The 17,200-nt window shown below is 69.3% G+C and carries 16 protein-coding genes; 4 read left to right on the top strand and 12 right to left on the bottom strand.

Annotation, left to right across the window (positions count from 1 at the left end; genetic code table 11):
• Nucleotides 1–6: 6 nt before the first annotated feature.
• From AB4Y68_RS05345 to AB4Y68_RS05315, 7 genes are all read right to left on the bottom strand, one after another.
• On the bottom strand, nt 7–1,125 hold the full coding sequence (locus AB4Y68_RS05345; protein WP_441454473.1) for an FAD:protein FMN transferase: 1,119 nt from the start codon (nt 1,123–1,125) through the stop codon (nt 7–9).
• On the bottom strand, nt 1,095–1,901 hold the full coding sequence (locus tag AB4Y68_RS05340) for a DUF4198 domain-containing protein (RefSeq protein WP_441454472.1): 807 nt from the start codon (nt 1,899–1,901) through the stop codon (nt 1,095–1,097). Before AB4Y68_RS05340 ends, AB4Y68_RS05345 begins: the two co-directional genes overlap by 31 nt.
• A 12-nt stretch (nt 1,902–1,913) precedes the next feature.
• Nucleotides 1,914–2,426, bottom strand: coding sequence for a DUF2271 domain-containing protein (locus AB4Y68_RS05335; RefSeq protein WP_441454471.1), 513 nt, complete (start codon nt 2,424–2,426; stop codon nt 1,914–1,916).
• Nucleotides 2,427–2,448: 22 nt separating this feature from the next.
• On the bottom strand, nt 2,449–3,126 hold the full coding sequence (locus AB4Y68_RS05330) for a PepSY-associated TM helix domain-containing protein (protein WP_441454470.1): 678 nt from the start codon (nt 3,124–3,126) through the stop codon (nt 2,449–2,451).
• 76 nt (nt 3,127–3,202) lie between these two features.
• Nucleotides 3,203–5,233 (bottom strand): TonB-dependent receptor, encoded by a 2,031-nt coding sequence (locus tag AB4Y68_RS05325; protein WP_441454469.1) that lies wholly within the window; start codon nt 5,231–5,233, stop codon nt 3,203–3,205.
• 41 nt (nt 5,234–5,274) lie between these two features.
• A complete protein-coding gene (locus AB4Y68_RS05320; RefSeq protein ID WP_441454468.1) occupies nt 5,275–6,876 on the bottom strand; it encodes an ATP-binding protein in 1,602 nt (533 codons plus the stop codon).
• Between the two features lie 117 nt (nt 6,877–6,993).
• The gene (locus tag AB4Y68_RS05315; protein ID WP_441454467.1) at nt 6,994–8,382 is read right to left on the bottom strand and encodes a UDP-N-acetylmuramate--L-alanine ligase; all 1,389 of its coding nucleotides are present in this window, start codon (nt 8,380–8,382) and stop codon (nt 6,994–6,996) included.
• Between the two features lie 82 nt (nt 8,383–8,464).
• On the opposite strand from AB4Y68_RS05315, the gene AB4Y68_RS05310 reads away from it, so the two are divergent.
• Nucleotides 8,465–9,301 (top strand): LD-carboxypeptidase, encoded by an 837-nt coding sequence (locus AB4Y68_RS05310; protein ID WP_441454466.1) that lies wholly within the window; start codon nt 8,465–8,467, stop codon nt 9,299–9,301.
• Between the two features lie 210 nt (nt 9,302–9,511).
• On the opposite strand, the gene AB4Y68_RS05305 is transcribed toward AB4Y68_RS05310, so the two are convergent.
• Together AB4Y68_RS05305 and AB4Y68_RS05300 are read right to left on the bottom strand one after the other, a co-directional pair.
• Nucleotides 9,512–9,994: a retropepsin-like aspartic protease family protein gene (locus AB4Y68_RS05305; protein ID WP_441454465.1), complete on the bottom strand. Its 483-nt coding sequence runs from the start codon at nt 9,992–9,994 to the stop codon at nt 9,512–9,514.
• 148 nt (nt 9,995–10,142) lie between these two features.
• Nucleotides 10,143–10,382: a DUF1289 domain-containing protein gene (locus AB4Y68_RS05300; RefSeq protein ID WP_441454464.1), complete on the bottom strand. Its 240-nt coding sequence runs from the start codon at nt 10,380–10,382 to the stop codon at nt 10,143–10,145.
• A gap of 164 nt (nt 10,383–10,546) precedes the next feature.
• Here AB4Y68_RS05300 and AB4Y68_RS05295 point away from each other — a divergent pair, with 164 nt between their 5' ends.
• Both AB4Y68_RS05295 and AB4Y68_RS05290 read left to right on the top strand, forming a co-directional pair.
• Complete coding sequence (locus AB4Y68_RS05295) at nt 10,547–10,705, top strand: hypothetical protein (RefSeq protein ID WP_170136955.1); 159 nt, start codon at nt 10,547–10,549, stop codon at nt 10,703–10,705.
• Nucleotides 10,706–10,838: 133 nt separating this feature from the next.
• A complete protein-coding gene (locus AB4Y68_RS05290) occupies nt 10,839–11,636 on the top strand; it encodes a crotonase/enoyl-CoA hydratase family protein (protein WP_441454463.1) in 798 nt (265 codons plus the stop codon).
• Nucleotides 11,637–11,871: 235 nt separating this feature from the next.
• Here the strand turns inward: AB4Y68_RS05290 and AB4Y68_RS05285 are convergent, their stop codons facing one another.
• From AB4Y68_RS05285 to AB4Y68_RS05275, 3 genes are read right to left on the bottom strand one after another with little or no spacing between them, the layout of a single operon-like run.
• Nucleotides 11,872–12,888, bottom strand: a complete 1,017-nt coding sequence (locus AB4Y68_RS05285; protein WP_441454462.1) for an HlyD family secretion protein — start codon at nt 12,886–12,888, stop codon at nt 11,872–11,874.
• 23 nt (nt 12,889–12,911) lie between these two features.
• On the bottom strand, nt 12,912–13,661 hold the full coding sequence (locus AB4Y68_RS05280; RefSeq protein ID WP_441454753.1) for an ABC transporter ATP-binding protein: 750 nt from the start codon (nt 13,659–13,661) through the stop codon (nt 12,912–12,914).
• 2 nt (nt 13,662–13,663) lie between these two features.
• A complete protein-coding gene (locus AB4Y68_RS05275; protein WP_441454461.1) occupies nt 13,664–14,836 on the bottom strand; it encodes an ABC transporter permease in 1,173 nt (390 codons plus the stop codon).
• Nucleotides 14,837–15,029: 193 nt separating this feature from the next.
• Between AB4Y68_RS05275 and AB4Y68_RS05270 the strand changes: the two genes are divergently transcribed.
• Entirely contained in the window at nt 15,030–17,123 is a 2,094-nt protein-coding gene (locus AB4Y68_RS05270; RefSeq protein WP_441454460.1) for a S46 family peptidase, read from the top strand.
• The last annotated feature ends 77 nt before the right edge of the window (nt 17,124–17,200 follow it).

The following is a 17,200-nucleotide window of genomic DNA, read 5'->3' as shown; positions in this document are numbered from 1 at the left end:
TCACGTTCAGGCTTCTTCTTCGTCCATCATGGCGGCGAAGGCGGGGCTCATCCGTTCGACCAGACCGCGCGGCGTGCGCTCGACGAAGTGGGCCGCGATCTTCATCGCCTCGGCGAACTCCGGCCCGTCGAACGGTCCCAGCACCATCAGGGCGGTGGCGAGGGCGTCGGCGCGCATGGCCGAGGCGTCGAACACCGTGACCTGCGCCAACCCATTGTCCACCGGCCGCCCGGTCGAGCCGTCGATGGTGTGCGGATAGAGGCGCTCTTCATGCACAAAGGCGCGCCGCCAGTCGCCCGAGGTGGCCACGGCCACGTCGAACAGGGCGGCCACCGTATGCGGCGCGGGCGAATCCGGCACGGCCTCAATCTCGACCCACCAGGGCTGGGCATCCGGCTTGACCCCGCGCCCCAGCAGCTCGCCGCCGATCTCGACCAGATGCGAGGTCGCGCCCAGCTCGGTCAGGCGGGCCGAAACCCGGTCCACCGCATGACCCTTGGCGATGCCCGAGAAGTCCAGCTTCATCCCGCCATTGGGGCCGCCAGCCTGCACCGCCGCCTGCCCGTCGCGGTTCAGCCGCAGCTTCTGCCACCCGGACACGGCCAGGGCCGCCTCCACCTCTTCGGCGGCGGGCAGGGGATGGAGCGGATCGCGCGGTCCCGGCGGGCCGAAGCCCCACAGGTCGACCAGAGCCCCCAGGGTCGGATCGACCGCGCCGTTGACGTCGTCGGCCAGATCCAGCGACGCGTTCAGCAACGACCAGAAGTCCGGCGACAGCTCCCACGTCCCGACGGGGGCGTTGTTGAAGCGGCTGATCTCGCTGTCCGGCGTCCAGGGGCTGAACAGGGCGACGATGCGCGCCAGTTCGTCCTCGATCGCCGCCTGAAACGCGTCTTGCGTAATGCCCGGCGGCGGGACCAGACGCACCGACCAGGTTGTGCCCATGCTCGAGCCGCCCAGCGACCAGATCAGGTCGCTGGGCGGTCGTTCCGGCGCGCGCGTGGTCGGCGGGATCAGGACGCGGTTGTCCTGACGGCCGTCAACCGCCGCTCCGATCTGGAGCGGCGGCGGGGTCGAGCTGGAGCGTTTCGAGGTCAGGGCAGGACTTCCAGCGCGCCGTTCCACGAGGCGTTCGAGCCGGGCTGGCCGTTCACGCCCGCCGTGCGCACCGAGGCGCCCAGCCAGTAGAGACCGGCTTCCGGCCAGGTCACGCTGAAGGCGCCGTCAGCGCCGGTCTTGACCGTGATTTCCTCGGGGTTGTCGCGGTAACGGACGCCGCCGCGCGCGATGGTGACGTCGACGTTCGCGGCGGGTTGGCCGTCCTTCAGCAGCTTGAAGGTCGCGGCCTCGCCAGCGGCCAGATCGTTCGGGTGGGTGACGGGGGCCAGTTCCAGACCCTTGCCGACCGTCTTCAGGTCGGTCGGCTCGCCCAGGGTGACGAAGGTCTCGGTGCGGCTGTCGGTGCGGGTGGCCTCGACCTCGGTGGCGTCAGCCGGAATGGCCGTCGCGAAGTCGGCCTCGGCGCCGCGCCAGCGCTTCTGCTCGCCGCCCTGCACGTAGTTGACCATGAAGCCCGAACCGACGTTGGCGACGCGATAGGTGCCGGGCTGCGACAGGTGCAGGTCGAAGCTGGAGCGGTACTTGGCCTGCATCACGTTCTCGGCCTGGGCGGTGGAGCCGTCCGGGGCGGTGATGGTCAGGCCGGCCAGACGCATGGCGGCGTGGTCGGGGATGAAGACCCCGTTCGACATGCCGGCGTCGAAGCCGACCCAGGCGTCGGCGCCCGACAGCACGGTCGAGGTCGGGGCCAGCCAGGCGCGGTGCGCCTGGGCCGACAGCGGCGCGGCCAGGACGGCGGCTAGGGCCAATGCCGGGGTCAGGAAGGCGAGCGTCTTTTTCATGATCTCTGGTCCTTAGCGGGTCACGGCGACGCTGACGGCGCCCAGTTCGGTGGCGCCGGTTCCGGCGCCGGTGTTGGCCCCGCCCCAGCGGAAGGGCACGCGGACGACCTCGCGGCCGCCCAGTTCACGGGCCGCCTCGACGACGAGGTTGTACTGGCCGGCGGGCAGGTTGCGCAGGCGGGCGGCGGGGACCGTCACCGCATGGCGGCCGGGGGCCTTGGTCGGGCCGGACACGCCGTCGGCGGGCAGGGTCATGGCGCGGCCGCCCTTGCGCCACCAAGTGCGCAGGTCCTTCAGCCAGTCCGTGCCGTCGCCCTCGTTGTTGCGGGTCTGCTGGTACCAGACGGCCAGGGTCTGCGCGGTCGACTGGTCCGGCTTCTCGATCCACACCGCCACATAAGGCCGGTGATAGGAGGCGCTGGCGATGCGCGGCAGTTCGACGTTCACCGTCAGGTCGGCGGCGAAGGCGGGGGCGGCTGCGGCGGTCAGGCCCGCAGCGGTCAGGACGAGGGGAAGCTTGCGCATGGGGGGCTCGCCAATGAAGGGCTTAGTGAATGAACAAGAGGGCGATGACGACGGGAATGAGCAGACCCAGGGCCACGACGGGCCAGGTCGAGGGACGGCCGCGCGCGTGCAGCCACAGCAGGGCCAGGCCGGTCAGCGAAAAGATCACGCAGGCTGCGGCGAAGGCGTCGATGAACCAGTACCAGACCTTCCCGGTGTTGCGCCCCTTGTGCAGGTCGTTGAGGTAGGCGACCCAGCCGCGCGTGGTCTTCTCGTGCACGGCCTCGCCGGTGGAACGGTCGATGGTCAGCCATCCGTCGCCGCCGGGCGCCGCCAGGGCGACATAGATCTCGTCCGCCGTGGTCTCGGTCGGCTTGCCCTCGAGCTGGACCTGGAAGGCCTCGGCGGCCCAGCGGGCGACGGGGGCGGGCACGGGGTCGGTGGTCTCTTCCGGGAAGTCGGACAGGCGCGCCAGCAGGGGCGCGGGCAGGGTCGCCGTCGCGTCCTTGACCACGGGCTCGGCCGGGATCTGGGCGGCGTGGTTCAGGGTGATGCCGGTCGCCGCGAACAGGATCATGCCGACCAGGCTGAGCGCCGCCGAGATCCAGTGCCAGCTGTGCAATTGCTTCAGCCAGAACGACCGCTGGGCGTTCAGCGCCGCCTTCGCCTTGGCGGGGCGCTTGGCGGCGGTCCGGGGTGAGGGTGCAGCGGTTTCGGTCACACTATGGCTGTGCCATACTTTGCGAACGATTTGCAATACCGTTTAGACGCCGGAATGTCGCGGGCCGGATCGCGGTTCAGTAAGCCAGCCGCACGCCGGTGCTGACCATGCGCGGCGGACCAAAGCCCGCGACCCCGGTTCCGGTCTCCGCGACCTCGACCTCGGCGTCGAACAGATTGTCGGCGGCCAGCCACAGCGACGCCGCGTCGTCCAACCGCCAGTCGGCCCGCGCGTCCAGCGTCACGGTGGCGCCCAGCACCCGGCTGTTCAGATCGTCCTCGAAGCGCCGGCTCTCATAGCGGGCGCGGGCGGCCAGGGTCAGGCGGTCGCTGGCGCGCCAGTCGACCCCGGCCGTGGCGCCCCAGATCGGGGCCTGGGCCGGGCGCAGGCTGGTCAGTTGCGGCGCGGAGGACCCGCCGTCCAGCCGCGCGTCGGTGATCGACACGGCCCCGCTTAGGTCCAGTCCGGCGCGCACCGTCTGGCGCACGCTGATCTCCACCCCGGTCGCCTCGATGGTCCCGGCGTTCTGGCGTTGGCGCAGCACCCCGCCGGCGGGCACGAAGCCCGCGCGGGGGAAGGTTCCCTGCCCTTGGCCTATGGTGACGTTGACGACGGCGTCCTCGATCCGGTTCCAGAACAGGGTCGCCGTCAGCGCCGAGATCGGCCCCTCGAAGGCCAGCCCGGCCTCGACGCCCTGCAAGGTTTCGGGGACCAGTCCGGCGTTGGCCTCGGTCAGGTCGTTGCCGACGCGGAAGGGGCGATGCAGTTCGTTCAGCGTGGCGGGCCGAAAGCCGGAATAGGCTGCCGCCCGCGCCGCCCAGCCGCCGCCTATCATGCGCCGCGCCGCCAGCCGCGCGCTGACCATCTCGCCCGAGCGCTCGGGATCGGTCTCGTCCAGCGTCGGCGCCCCGGTGGCCAGGTCGCGCTCCAGCCGCCGTCCGTTCTGGTTCTTCCAGCCGTCCAGCCGCAGCCCCCCGGCCAGCAACCAGGGTCCGGCCTCCAGCGAGCCTTCGCCGTAAAGCCCGGCCACCGAGGTCTCGCCCCCGGCGACGCGGTCGCGGGTGAAGGCTCCCGCCATGTAGCGGAACAGCTCATGCGTCTCGCCCGCGTTGAAGCGGGCGTCGGCGCCGACCTCCCACTCCAGACGCCCGCCGCCGACCCGGCGCTCGGCCCGGCGCAGGGCGGCGTTCAGGCCCCATCCGGTCGCGGGCGTCTCATACTGGTCATTGGCGGGCGTGGTCGTCGCCCGGTCGGGGGACGCCGCGACCGAGGTGTTGGCCAGATCGCTCTCGCGCCGCCAGGCCTGCAACCGCCAGCCATAGTCGCCCTCGGAGGGCCGTTTCGCAGCGGTGGCCGACAGCACACGGCCGCTGGCCGTGGCCCGCGCTCCCGCCAGACCCGAGCCGCGATCCTCCTCATAGGCCGCCGCCCGCAGCGACAGGGCCGCCTCGCCCAGCGGAACATCCGCCCGAAGGGCCGCGCTCTTCGCCTCCAGGTCCAGCGGCGTGTCAGCCGCCCCCGCCGCTGCGCCGCGCACCGGGACATAGCCGTCGCTGGTCTCGTAAAGGAGCGAGCCGGTCAGCCGCGCCGGCCCGGCGTCGACGCCGCCCGATCCCGCCAGCCGCGCCCCGCCGCGCTCGGCGATAGAGGCGTCCAGCACCCCGCCGCGCTCGCGTTCCCTCAGCTGGATCACGCCCGTTAGCGCCCCCGCCCCATAGGGACCGGCCCCGGCGCCGCGCACGATGTCCAGGCTTTCGATGCTCTCGGTCGGCGTCTGCGACCAGATCACCCAGCCGCCGAAGGGATCGTTCAGCGGCACCCCGTCCAGCGTCACCAGCGTCCGCCCCGCGCCCGACGGGGCGATGGCGCGCAAGGAGATTCCCTGCGTCGTTGGATTGGCCGCCAGGCTCGAGGTGCGCCGGAACAGCGACACCGCCGGCACCGTCGCCAACGCCTCGTCCAGACGCGTAGAGGTCGACAGCGTATCTTCGCCCAGACGGATCACTGAGAAGGCCGCCTCGCCCGCCGCCGGCGGCAGGCGCGCGGCGGTGACGATCACCTCGTCTATGACAGTGGCAGGCGGGGCGGGGGGCGGGTCCTGAAGCATCAAGCGGCACCATACCTCAGCGCCCGACGGGTTGCGCGCTCTTACGCCGCCTCTGCCACGGCGTGGCGCGACAGCGCCCGCCGGATGGCGTTCAGCAGGGCGTCCGGCTGGATCGGCTTTTGCGCCACGCCGTCCATGCCCGCCGCCAGATACTCGGCCTCGTCGCGCGGGTCGGCGTTGGCGGTCAGGGCCAGGATGGGCACGGCGGACGCGGCGCCAGGCAGGGCGCGGATGGCCCGCGTCGCCGCCACCCCGTCCATCACCGGCATCTTCACATCCATCAGGATCAGGTCGAACGGCGCGACCGTGGCCCGCTCCACCGCCTGCCGCCCGTCCTCGGCGGTCTCATGGGTGCAGCCGAACAGCTCCAGCACCTTGCCGGCGACGAAGCGGTTGGTGGCGTTGTCGTCGACCACCAGCACATGCAGGGTCTCATGCGCGGTCGGCGCGGCGACGAGGTCGTCGGCGCGGCTGGCGTCGGCCTCGGCCAGCGGCAGGCGCAGATGGAAGCGGAACCGCGCCCCGCCCTGCGGCGAACGCTCGACCGACAGGGCGCCGTCCATCCGCTCGACGATCTGACGGCAGATGGCCAGGCCGAGCCCCGCGCCCGCCCCCTGACGCTGGGTTTCGCCGGTGTTGAAAGGATCAAAGATGGTGGCCGCCGCCTCCTCGCTGACGCCCGGCCCGCTGTCGTCCACCACGGCCTCGATCTGTACCGCGCCGTCGTCCAGCCGGGAGGACAGGCTGACCTCGACCGCGCCCTCGGGGGTGAATTTCAGCGCATTGCCGATCAGGTTGTTGAGCAACTGCTTCAGCCGCATCTCGTCGCCCACGACCCAGCGGGCGGCGTTCGTCGCCGTCGTCACCGTCAGGCGCAGCGCCTTCTCCTCGGCGCGGGGCCGCCATAGCGCCGTCAGGTCGGCGGCGACGGCGTCGAGGTCCAGCGGCGCGGGCTCCAGCGTCAGCATTCCCGCCTCGGCGCGCGACAGGTCCAGGGCGTCGGTCAGCAGCCGCAGCAGACTGTTGCCTGAATCCAGAATGGTGCGGACATAGGGGCGCAGCGAGCCTTGCGTCAGCTCGCGCTCCATCAGGGCGGCGACGCCCAGCACCCCGTTCAGCGGCGTACGGATCTCGTGGCTCATCACCGCCAGGAATTCGGACTTGGCGCGGCTGGAGGCGCGGGCCTCGGATTCGGCGCGGACCAGGTTCTGGGCCAGTTCGCCCATGGCCTCGGCGCGGCGCTTGTGGATGGCCACCCCCGCCTGCAGCACGTGCAGTCCCGCGCCGACCCCGACATAGCGGCCGCGCGACACGACGATGAACCCCTCCAGCAGGGCGCCCAGCCCCGCCGCGTCCATGGTCTGGAACAGGACGTCGGCGTCGGCGTCGGCCTCGACCAGCAGGGGCGCGGGGTCCATCAGGGCCGAGACCGGGCGCCGGGCATAGAGGGCGCGGCCGAACTCGGCGGCCATCTTCAGGGTGAAGGCGTTGCGCTCGATCAGGCCGACGGGGCGGCCGTCGGCGTCGACCACAGCGATGACCAGGGCAGCCGGCTCGGCCTGAAAGCGGTCGAAGGCCTCAGCGCCAAAGGCCTCGGGCGCTATGGGCGGCGCCGCCTCGACGAAGTCTCCGATCCTGGCCATGTCGTCGCCCCTCCCGCGTTTTGCGAGAGCGCAGTTAGACCAGCAACGCTTAACGGCCGCTTTTCTGGAAGTGAATGTTTTGTAAGCGCAATTTGACGATTGCTCCGGGCGCGGAGCTTAAAGCCGGGCCAGCAGCTCGGCCGCGAAGCTCGACAGGCTGTCGTCGCGCGCGCCCATGACCACCACCCGGTCGCCGGGCTGGGCCAGGTCCACGATGCGGTCGCCGCAGTCGGCGCGGGTCGCCAGTGCTTCGGCCTGACGGCCCTCGGCGCGCACGCCCGCCGCGATGTCCTCGGACCCCACGCTGCGGTCGGTGGTGCCGCCGTAATAGACCGGCTCGGGCATCAGCAGGACGTCGTGCTCGCGCATCAGCCCGGCGAAGCCCTCGATGAACTCAGCCTTCATCAGCTTCAGCGGGCCGAAGCCGTGCGGCTGGAACAGGATCAGCAGCCGCCCGTCAAAGGCGTGCAGGGTCTTCAGCGTGGCGGCGATCTTGTCCGGGTTGTGGGCGAAGTCGTCGATGACGGTGACGCCGTTTTGCGTCCCCACCACCTCGAGGCGCCGCCGGATGCCGGCGAAGCTTTCCAGCGCCGCGACCGCCGCATCCACCGACACGCCCAGAGCCTTCACCGCGCCCAGCGCCGCCAGGGCGTTGGCGACGTTGTGGGCGCCCGGGACGTTCAGCATGACCGGACGCGGGGCCTCGCCGCGCACCCGCAGAGTAAAGGTCATGCCGGTCGGCAGGGGCGCCAGATCATGCGCCGACAGGTCAGCTTCCTCCTCGCCGAGCGCAAAGGTGATCGCCTTGCCTGGCTCCAACTCTTGCGCCAGCGCCGCCGTCTCGGGATTGTCGAGGTTCAGCACCGCCGTCGTCGCGCGCTCGACGAAGCCGCCGAACAGGTCGCGCAGTTCCTCCATCGACTTGTGGTCTAGCGAGATGTTGGACACCACCGCCACGGTCGGATCATAGCGGGCGATGGAGCCGTCCGACTCGTCCACCTCGGCTGTGAACAGGTCCGCTCCCCCGACCAGGGCGCTGGCGAAGGGATGGTCGGCGTCGGCGAAATTCTTCATCACCGCGCCGTTGACCACGGTCGGCTTGCGGCCCGCCTGATCCAGAATCCAGGCCACCATGCCGGTGATGGTCGACTTGCCGCTGGTGCCGGCCACGCCGATCGAGGTCGGGGCGGCGTTGAACAGCTGCGACAGCAGCTGGGGCCGAGTGACGATGGTGGCACCGACGCGCCTGGCCGCGCCGATGTCCGGCACCGTGTCCTCGACCGCCCCTGTGGCGACCACGATCTGGTCCCGGCTGACCACGCCCGATCCGTCCTGCGGATGCAGGGTCACGCCGTGGGCGCGCAGCCAGTCGAACTTGTCCGGCGTGCGGCCCTGATCCAGCGCCCGGTCCGACCCGGCGATGCGGTTTCCTTGCGCCTGAACGATCATGGCCAGGGGCAACATGCCGGACCCGCCGACGCCGCAGAAGAAATAGTCTTTGTTCATCGGCTTGATTTTGACGCGCGAAACCGGGGAATGTCCGGCGGCCTGACTAGCACGGGCGACGCCGGAGGCCAGCCCCATCACTATGCCTGCACCCTTCAAGATCGGCGTCGTCAACGCCAGTTCGCGTCTGGACTTCGCCCGCGGCGAGGCGATCCAGGCCTGGATGGATCAGGCCTATCCGGGCGGCGAGGTGCAACTGATCTTCCACCCCCAGACCTTCAACAAGCACGGCCATTTCGGCGGCGACGACGCCACCCGCGCCCGCGCCTTCGTCGAGTTCGCCAATGATCCGCGCCTTGGCGCCATCTGGTTCGCGCGCGGCGGCTACGGTTCGTGCCGCATCGCCGAGGCGGTCCTGCCGCAGCTGAACGCCGTGGCGCGCAAGAAGCGCTACCTCGGCTATTCCGACGCGGGCAGTCTTCTGGCCCTGCTCTACAAGGCGGGCTTCCCGCATCTGGCGCACGGGCCGATGGCCTCGGATGGGGCGCGCCACGACGCGACCGGGCGACGCGCGGTGGACTGGCTGGTCAGCGGCGACCGCGCCTCGCTGGAGTCCTCGCTGCTGGACGACCCGCGCCCGGCGGTCGCCTTCAATCTGACCATCCTCAATGAACTGGTCGGCACGGCGCTGGAGCCGGACCTGAGCGGCCACGTCATCATGCTCGAAGAGGTGTCCGAGGCGCTCTACCGCGTCGACCGGATGATGTTCCACCTGACGGGCCAAGCCTCGATCCGCCGCGCGGCGGGCATCCGCCTGGGCCGGGTCTCGGACGTCACCCCCAATGATCCCGACTTCGGCCTGACGGCGGAAGAGATCGTCCGCTACTGGTGCGCGCGCTCGGGGATTCCCTATCTGGGGACGGCGGACATCGGCCACGACGCCGACAATAAGGTGGTGCCGTTCGGCGTGAACCGCTGAGGGTTGTTGGGTGTTGGCGGCGTTCCCCTCACCGCTCATCCCGGCGGACGCCGGGATCCAGTGAGAGCTACAGACGCCACGGGGGGAAATAGCGCTTCGTTCAACGCAGAGCTTGCGGCCAAAGGCCTGAATCCCGGCATCCGCCGGGATGAGCGGGTTAAGAACGAGTGCGGATGACGAATATATATCTAGCCGTCGGACCGCTGAGGTCTAGCCCTTGAAGGTCAGGCCTTCGGGCCGGGCGTCGAATCCCGCCAGCCGGCCCAGATAGCTCATGCCCAACAGCGATGCGGGCATGTCGGCGTCCACCACCAGGGCCTCGACCGAGGTCAGCCGCACCCCGGCCACCGCCAGCGACGGCAGCACGACCGGCGCGGCGCGCACCGGACCGGCGGCGGTGTTGATCGTGCGGGTGAAATCCTTGGCGGCGACGCTTACGCCCGCCCGTTCGGCATCGGCGCGGCTCAGGGTCACGACGCTGGCGCCGGTGTCGACCAGCATCCGCATCGGCCGTCCGTCCACGATGGCCTCGGCCCAATAATGCCCGTCGGCCGAGCGCACGACCGAGGGCGGCGCGCTGGCGGCGTGAGCCTGGCCCGCGCCGTCCATCCAGCGCAGGGCGCCGACGCAGGCCAGCGACGACGCCAGAGCGGCGGCGAAAACGACAGCAGAGCGCGGGTCGATACGGATCATGACCCTACTGTGCCGCAAGGGTCTTGGCGTCGGGTGAAGCGATACGGCGAACGAAAGGTTGACGACCGAACTGCGTTACCTGTCGCCTTCTCCGTCACCCAAGACGCTGCGGTCGGCGCCGCTTCCGGGATGACGGCAGAGGAGGGTCCTACCCGCCCAGCAGGGCCGGGTCGATCCGCCGGCGCCGCTCGTCCAGTTCACTAATGATCGCGGCCCGTTCCGCGTCGTTCAGCCGGCTCCAGGTCGCGATCTCCTCAAGCGTGCGCAGACAGCCCAGGCACAGGCCGGACGCCCCGTCGACGGTGCAGACCATGACGCAGGGCGTGGCGATGGCGCGCGGCGCCTGGGCGAGGGAAGGGCCGAGAGAGGGGATGGTCGGAGGGCTCATGTTTTATGACGTTGAAACTACAATACGTCCGACTTCGGACCAAAATCTTGACTTTTTAACCAAGCGGGGCTATCTAGGGCCCTGACGCGAAACGACTATGACGGTGAGATTCCCGATAAGCACGACGCGTCTTCTTTCATCGTTCAACGAAAGGAGACGCCAAAATGAACGACAAGGACCGTAATCTCCAACACGCCATGATGTCCTTCGCCCTGTGGGGCGGGATGCTGGTGAACACGAAGCAGATGAACCCCGCGAACAACCGCGCGGTCAGTCATCCCTCGAACTTCGTGCCCATAACGATCAAACGGCCGCGCGCGTAGTCGCGAGGGTATTTGATCCAACCCAGAAGCCCCGGTCAGATCGACCGGGGTTTTTCAATTCCGCTTGCCTTCGCCCGCCGCCCCGCTGAAACCGGCCGCTGCATTCAGAGGGCCAAGGAAAAGGAAAGCCGCCATGGGTCTGATCGTCGAGGAGCGCTGTGGCGCGGTCATGGTCTGGACCCTGACCCGGCCCGACCGGCTGAACGCCCTGCCGGACCTGGAAGACGGGGAGGCCTTCGCTACGGCCTGCGAGGCGGTCAACGCCGATCCCTCGATCCGCTGCGTGGTCATGACCGGGGCGGGGCGGGCCTTTTCGGCGGGCGGCGACCTGAAGGCGATGAAGGCCCGCGCCGACCTGTTCGAGGGCTCGGGCGCCGCCATCCGCGAACGCTACCGCCGGGTGGTCCACCGCATCGTCCGCTCGCTGTATGGGCTGGAGGTTCCGCTGATCGCGGCGGTCAACGGCCCGGCCATGGGTCTGGGCTGCGACATCGCCGGCCTCGGCGACATCCGCATCGCCTCGGACAAGGCCACCTTCGGCGTGCCCTTCATGAAGCTGGGCATCATCCCCGGCGACGGCGGCTCGTGGCTGCTGCCGCGCAACATCGGCTATGTCCGCGCCGCTGAGATGCTGTTCACCGCCCGCGCCATCGACGCCGAGACGGCGGACAAATGGGGCCTGGTCAACCGCGTCGTCCCGCACGAGACCCTGATGGACGAGGCCATGGCGACGGCCAACCAGATCGCCGCCCAGCCGCCCCAGGCCCTGCGCATGGCCAAGAGTCTGCTGCGTCAGGGCCGCGACATGAATTTCGACCAGATGCTGGAGTTGTCGGCGGCCCTGCAGGCCCTGGCCCATCTGACCGAGGACCACATCGAGGGCGTCACGGCGGTGCTGGAGAAGCGGCCGGGGGAATTTACGGGGAACTGATCTGACAATTGGGAAGCCCTCCCCCTCGAGGGGGAGGGTTGGGTGGGGGTGTGGGTAGGCCGTTTCAAATGAAGGTGGGGAGACGCGGACCGCCTCATGCGCTCGACCTTCAATGTCGCGCCCTCACCCCCATCCCCCCGACCCTTCCCCCCTCGAGGGGGAAGGGAGGCTGTCAGCAGTCAACAAAAAGGGGCGCCTCTCAGCGCCCCTTTCCGTCGTCGGTTTTCGCTAACTCTTAGCGCTTGGCCGGCGTCTGCATCGAGCGGCTGGCGGGAACGCCGGCGACATTGGCGGCGCGCTTGGCGCCGGCCGTCTCGCCCGGCTTCATGAACTTGACCAGCACGCGCTGGCCGATCAGCAGGGGCGCGTCGTTGACGGCGACGACCACTTCGACGACGCGCTCGTCCGAGCGTTGCGAGGGGTCGTCCGAGGCCAGCTTGCGGGCGCCGAAGACGGCGGCGCGGCGCAGGACCTTGCCGACATAAATCTTGGTCGGGTCGCCTTCCGGGGTGATCTCGACTGCCTGATCGGTGGCGATGTTCGGAATGTCGGCCTCGACGATTTCGGCACGGGCGATGCGCGGGGCGTCGGGCTCCAGATCGAACATGTTCGACACGTTCAGGGTCGAGGCGCCGGCGCCCGGGTTGGCGTAGCGGCGTACGATGCGGCCGTTCTGCGGGGCGCGGATGACGGTCAGTTCGACGTTATAGGCGGACTGGTCGCGGCGGGCGCGGGCGGTCCGGACGGCCGCCTGCTGGGACCCGAGACGGGCCTGGGCCGTGGCGATTGCGTCGCGCGCCTGATCCAGCTTCTGGGCGGCGACGAAGTTCGTGGCGACCAGTTTCTGCAGTCGGTCGTATTCGCGCTGGGCGGTGGTGATGTCGACAGCGATCATGCGCAGTTGGCTCTCGGCCTGGGCCACGTCGGCCGAGGCGCTTTGCAGGGCCAGGCGCGGTTCGTCGTCCTCCTGACGGGCCAGGATCTGGCCGGCCGTGACGCGGTCGCCTTCCTGCACCAGGACTTCACGCACCACCCCGCCGCGGCGGGCCGCGATCTGAATGATGCCGCCCTCGATGTCGATCTTGGCGTTGGCGATGGCGGCGTAGGGGCTTTCGACCTTCTGCTCGGCGGCCTTGGCCAGTTCGGCCTTCTTGGCGGCATTGGCCTTCTGGACCATGCCGAAGCCGACGACGAGGGCGATCAGCAGCACGAGGCCGATCCAGAGCCATTTGTTTTTCAGGAAAGCGGGCATGGAGGTGTCCTTGGGATCGAGGTCTAGTGCGAGGCCAGAACGGCGTCAGGATTGGGGATGCGGCGCTGGTCGTCGATGATCACGCCGTCTTCGATGTGGATGACCCGGTCGGCCCAGGCTTCCAGGCGGGGGTCGTGGGTCACGCAGATGACCGCGGCGCCGTGTTCGGTGGCGGCCCGACGCAGCAGCTTGATGACGATCTGGCCGTTCTCGCCGTCCAGGGCCGAGGTCGGTTCGTCGGCGAACAGGATCTGCGGGTCCTTGGCCAGGGCGCGGGCGATGGCGACGCGCTGCTTCTCGCCGCCGGACAGGGCCGACGGCCGCTGATGCAGGCGATGGCCCAGGCCGACCTCCTCCAGCGCCAGGGTGGCGCGCTTTTTGGCCTGATCCGGGGTCAGACCCTGGAACTTCAGCACCGTCGTCACCTGCTGCAGGGCGCTGAGGGCCGGGAACAGGTTGAAGCCCTGGAAGATGAAGCCGCAGTGGTCCAGGCGGAACTTGTCGATCTTGCCCGACGACAGCTTCCACATGTCATCGACGTCCAGGGCGTCGACCCGGCCCTGTTCGGGGCGCAGCAGGCCCGACAGGGCGGCGATCAGCGTCGACTTGCCCGAACCGGACGGCCCCATGACCATGGTCAGATCGCCGTGGCGGGCGTCGAAGTCCACGCCCTTCAGCACCTCCACATAGGACTTGCCGGACTTGAACCGCTTGACCAGACCCTTGGCCTCGATGGCGAATTCGCCATGCTTGCCTTGAACTTTCGTGTGCATGTTCATCGCAACAGGTCCGCAGGTTGGCTCTTCTTCAGGATGCCCATCGACAGCAGGCCCGACACCATGGCGATGGCGATCAGCCCGCCGCCCACCACGATCAGCAGCGGCAGGGGCAGGGCGATGATGACGGCCTTGGACAGGGCGAACAGCGACAGCAGCCAGGTCAGGCCTATGGCGGCGGCCACGCCGACCAGGCCGACCCAGAAGCTCAGCTCCATGACGATGCGGCGCAGGGAGCCCATGCCGACGCCCAGGGCGCGCAGCGAGGCGAACTCCTTGATGTTGGCCATGATGGCGCCGCGCAGGGTCTGCCAGGTGATGGCCACGCCGATGATGATGCCCAGCACCACGCAGCCGCCGATGATGATGACCAGGATGCCTTCCTCGAACATGGCGCTGGAGTTGGCGTCGGCCAGGGCCTGACGCGTCCAGGCCTTCCACTGGCCGTTGCCCATGGCGTTCAGTTGCGCGACGACGACGTCCGCCTTGGCCGGATCACGCAGCTTGATCATCAGGGGGCCGACGCGGGGGCCGGTGTCGGCCTGGCCGAGCATCCGTAGCGTGTCGCGCGACATCACGATGGTCGGCTGCATCATGTTGGGGTAGCCGCGGGTGATGGCGGCGACGGTGACGGTCTGGCCGTTGTAGAGGGCCTTGTCGCCCAGCTTGACGCCCAGCGGCCTGAGCGCCGTTTCGTCGATCGCCACCGCATAGGGACGGCGCAGCGCCTCGACCAGGTCGGCGGAATAGTCGGTGGGAATGGTCACGGCGCCGGGAATGGTGTCGATGATCCGGGTCGCCACGAATTGCTGACGCGGCGCGCCCTGTTTGGCGCGATCCGCCTGGGACAGGGTGGGGTCGACGTTCTTGACCGACTGGAAGGTGCCGCCCGCGCCGTCCAGCGGTTGAACCTCGATGACCTCGGGGTGGTTGTAGACTTGCGGGATGAACCGGCGCGGCACGCCCGACGGCCCGTTCATGATGCTCTTGGCCCCGGGCTGCAGCACGAAGACATCGGCGCGCGAGCGTTCGATCTGGGCGGTGAAGCCCTTGCCGATGCCGATGAAGACCCCGGTCATCGCCAGCACGAGCAGGCCCGAGAGGGCCAGCGCCATGACGGCGGCCATATAGCGTCGCCACTCGAAGAGCAGCGTGGATAGCGCGAGTGACATGACGCGTCTCAAACCCCTGACTTGCAGTGTTATCTGACCGCGCTGCGGGCTGCGGCCAAGTTAAATCGGGGTAAGGCTGCGGCTTCCCCTCGCTCGACAGCGGGACTATGGGGATTTGAGGCCCGTCCATCGGCGGCGCTGGTTGCATAATAACAGACGCGAGGCGCCGGGCCTTGCGCGCCGGGAGAGCCATATGTCGCTTCGCCGCACCTTTTCCTTCACCGCCTCGCTGGCCGCCCTGGGCCTCGCCGCCGCCGTGATCAGCGCGCCCGCCACGCCCGCCCGCGCCGACGAAGGCATGTGGACGTTCGACAACTTCCCCATCCAGACGGTGAACGACAAATACGGCACGCGCATCGACCAGGCCTGGCTGGACGGCGTGCGCAACGCCGCCGTGCGCCTGCAGGGTTGCTCGGCCTCGTTCGTTTCGGGCGAAGGCCTGATCCTGACCAACCACCACTGCGTCATCTCCTGCGTGCAGGACCTGTCCACGGCCCAGAACGACTACGTCAAGAACGGCTGGATGCCGGCCACGCGCGAGGAAGAGAAGAAATGCCCCGGCCAGACGGCTGAGGTCCTGACCGGCATCACCGACGTGACCGAGCGCGTGCTCGGCGCTGGCGCAGGGCTCGAAGGCGCCGCCTTCGTCCAGGCCCGCTCGGCCGAGATCGACAAGATCCAGAAGGAGGCCTGCGGCGACGACCGCAAGCTGACCTGCCAGGTCATCAGCTTCTATCGCGGCGGCAAGTACGCCCTCTATCAGTTCCGCAAGTATGAAGACGTGCGTCTGGTCTTCGCCCCGGAGTTCCAGGCGGCCTTCTTCGGCGGCGACCCCGACAACTTCAACTTCCCCCGCTACGCCCTCGATTCCGCCTTCCTGCGCGCCTACGAGGACGGCAAGCCGGTCGTCACGCCGAACCACCTCAAGTGGAACCCGAACGCGCCCAAGGAAGGCGAAGTCACCTTCGTCGCCGGCAACCCCGGCTCGACCTCGCGCCTGTTGACCATGAGCCAGCTGGAACGCCTGCGCGACCAGCAGATCCCGATCACCCTGATCCAGGGTTCGGAACTGCGCGGCCGTCTGGTCGAGTACTCGACGAAGGGCGAGGAAGAAAAGCGCGTCGCCCTGGACCCGATCTTCGGTCTCGAGAACAGCTTCAAGGTCTATTACGGCCAGGAAGGCGCCCTGACCGATCCGGCCTTCATGGGCAAGAAGCGCCAGGAAGAAGCCGAACTGCGTCAGCGCGTCGCCGCCGACCCGGCCCTGGCTCAGCGCATCGGCGATCCGTGGACGGATCTGGAAAAGGTCCAGGACACAGCCCGCGACCTCTACCTGCCCTACCGCCAGCTGGAAGGTAACGCCGGCGGCGGTTCGACCCTGTACTCCTACGCCCGCGCCATCGTCCGCGCCTCCAAGGAACGCGCCAAGCCGGTCGCCGAGCGCCGCGCCGGCTACGCCGACAGCGACATCGCCGCCCTGGGCCGCCGCCTGGCCTCGGAAGCGCCGATCGCCAAGGGCGTCGAGGAGATCCAGCTGTCCTTCTGGCTGTCCAAGACCCGCGAATACCTGACCGTCGACAACGCCGAGGTGAAGGCGATGCTGGGCCGCGAGAACCCCGAGGGCATCGCCGCCAAACTGGTCGAGACCAGGCTGATCGACCCGGCCTTCCGCGCCCAGGCCCTGGCCATGACGCCGGAACAGCTGGCCTCGTCGGGCGACCCGATGATCGCCTTCGTCCTGGCCAATGACGACGCGGCCCAGGCCGTCCGCACCCAGTGGGACGCGGGCGTCAACGCCCCGACCGCCCGCGCCGCCGAAAAGGTCGCCCAGGCCCGCTTCGCCGTCTATGGCGACAACCTGTATCCCGACGCGACCTTCAGCCTGCGTCTCTCCTACGGCGCGGTGAAGGGCTGGACCTACCGCGGCGTGACCGTGCCGGCCTTCACCCAGATCGGCGGCCTGTACGAACGCGCCACCGGCGCCGAGCCGTTCAACGCGGCCCAGCGCTTCCTCGACGCCGAGAGCCGCGTCAACAAGGCGACGGTCTATGACTTCGTCTCGACCAACGACATCATCGGCGGCAACTCGGGCTCGCCGGTGATCAACGCCAAGGGCGAAGTGATCGGCGCCGCCTTCGACGGCAACATCCACTCGCTGGGCGGCTCGTTCGGCTACGACGGCGAACTGAACCGCACGGTTTCGGTCTCGACCGCCGCCGTCACCGAGGCCCTGCGCAACGTCTACAACCAGCCGCGCCTCCTGCGCGAACTGGGCGTGACGCGCTAACTGCGGCGCTCAAGCAGCCGCAGGCGTTAGCGCAAAAAGAATGACCCTTCTCCCCTTGTGGGAGAAGGTGTCATGCG

This window comes from Brevundimonas sp. 2YAF1 (assembly GCF_052114745.1).
Taxonomy (GTDB): Bacteria; Pseudomonadota; Alphaproteobacteria; order Caulobacterales; family Caulobacteraceae; genus Brevundimonas.
Note: the sequence above shows the minus strand (reverse complement) of the source record. Positions and strands in the feature narration are given on the sequence as shown.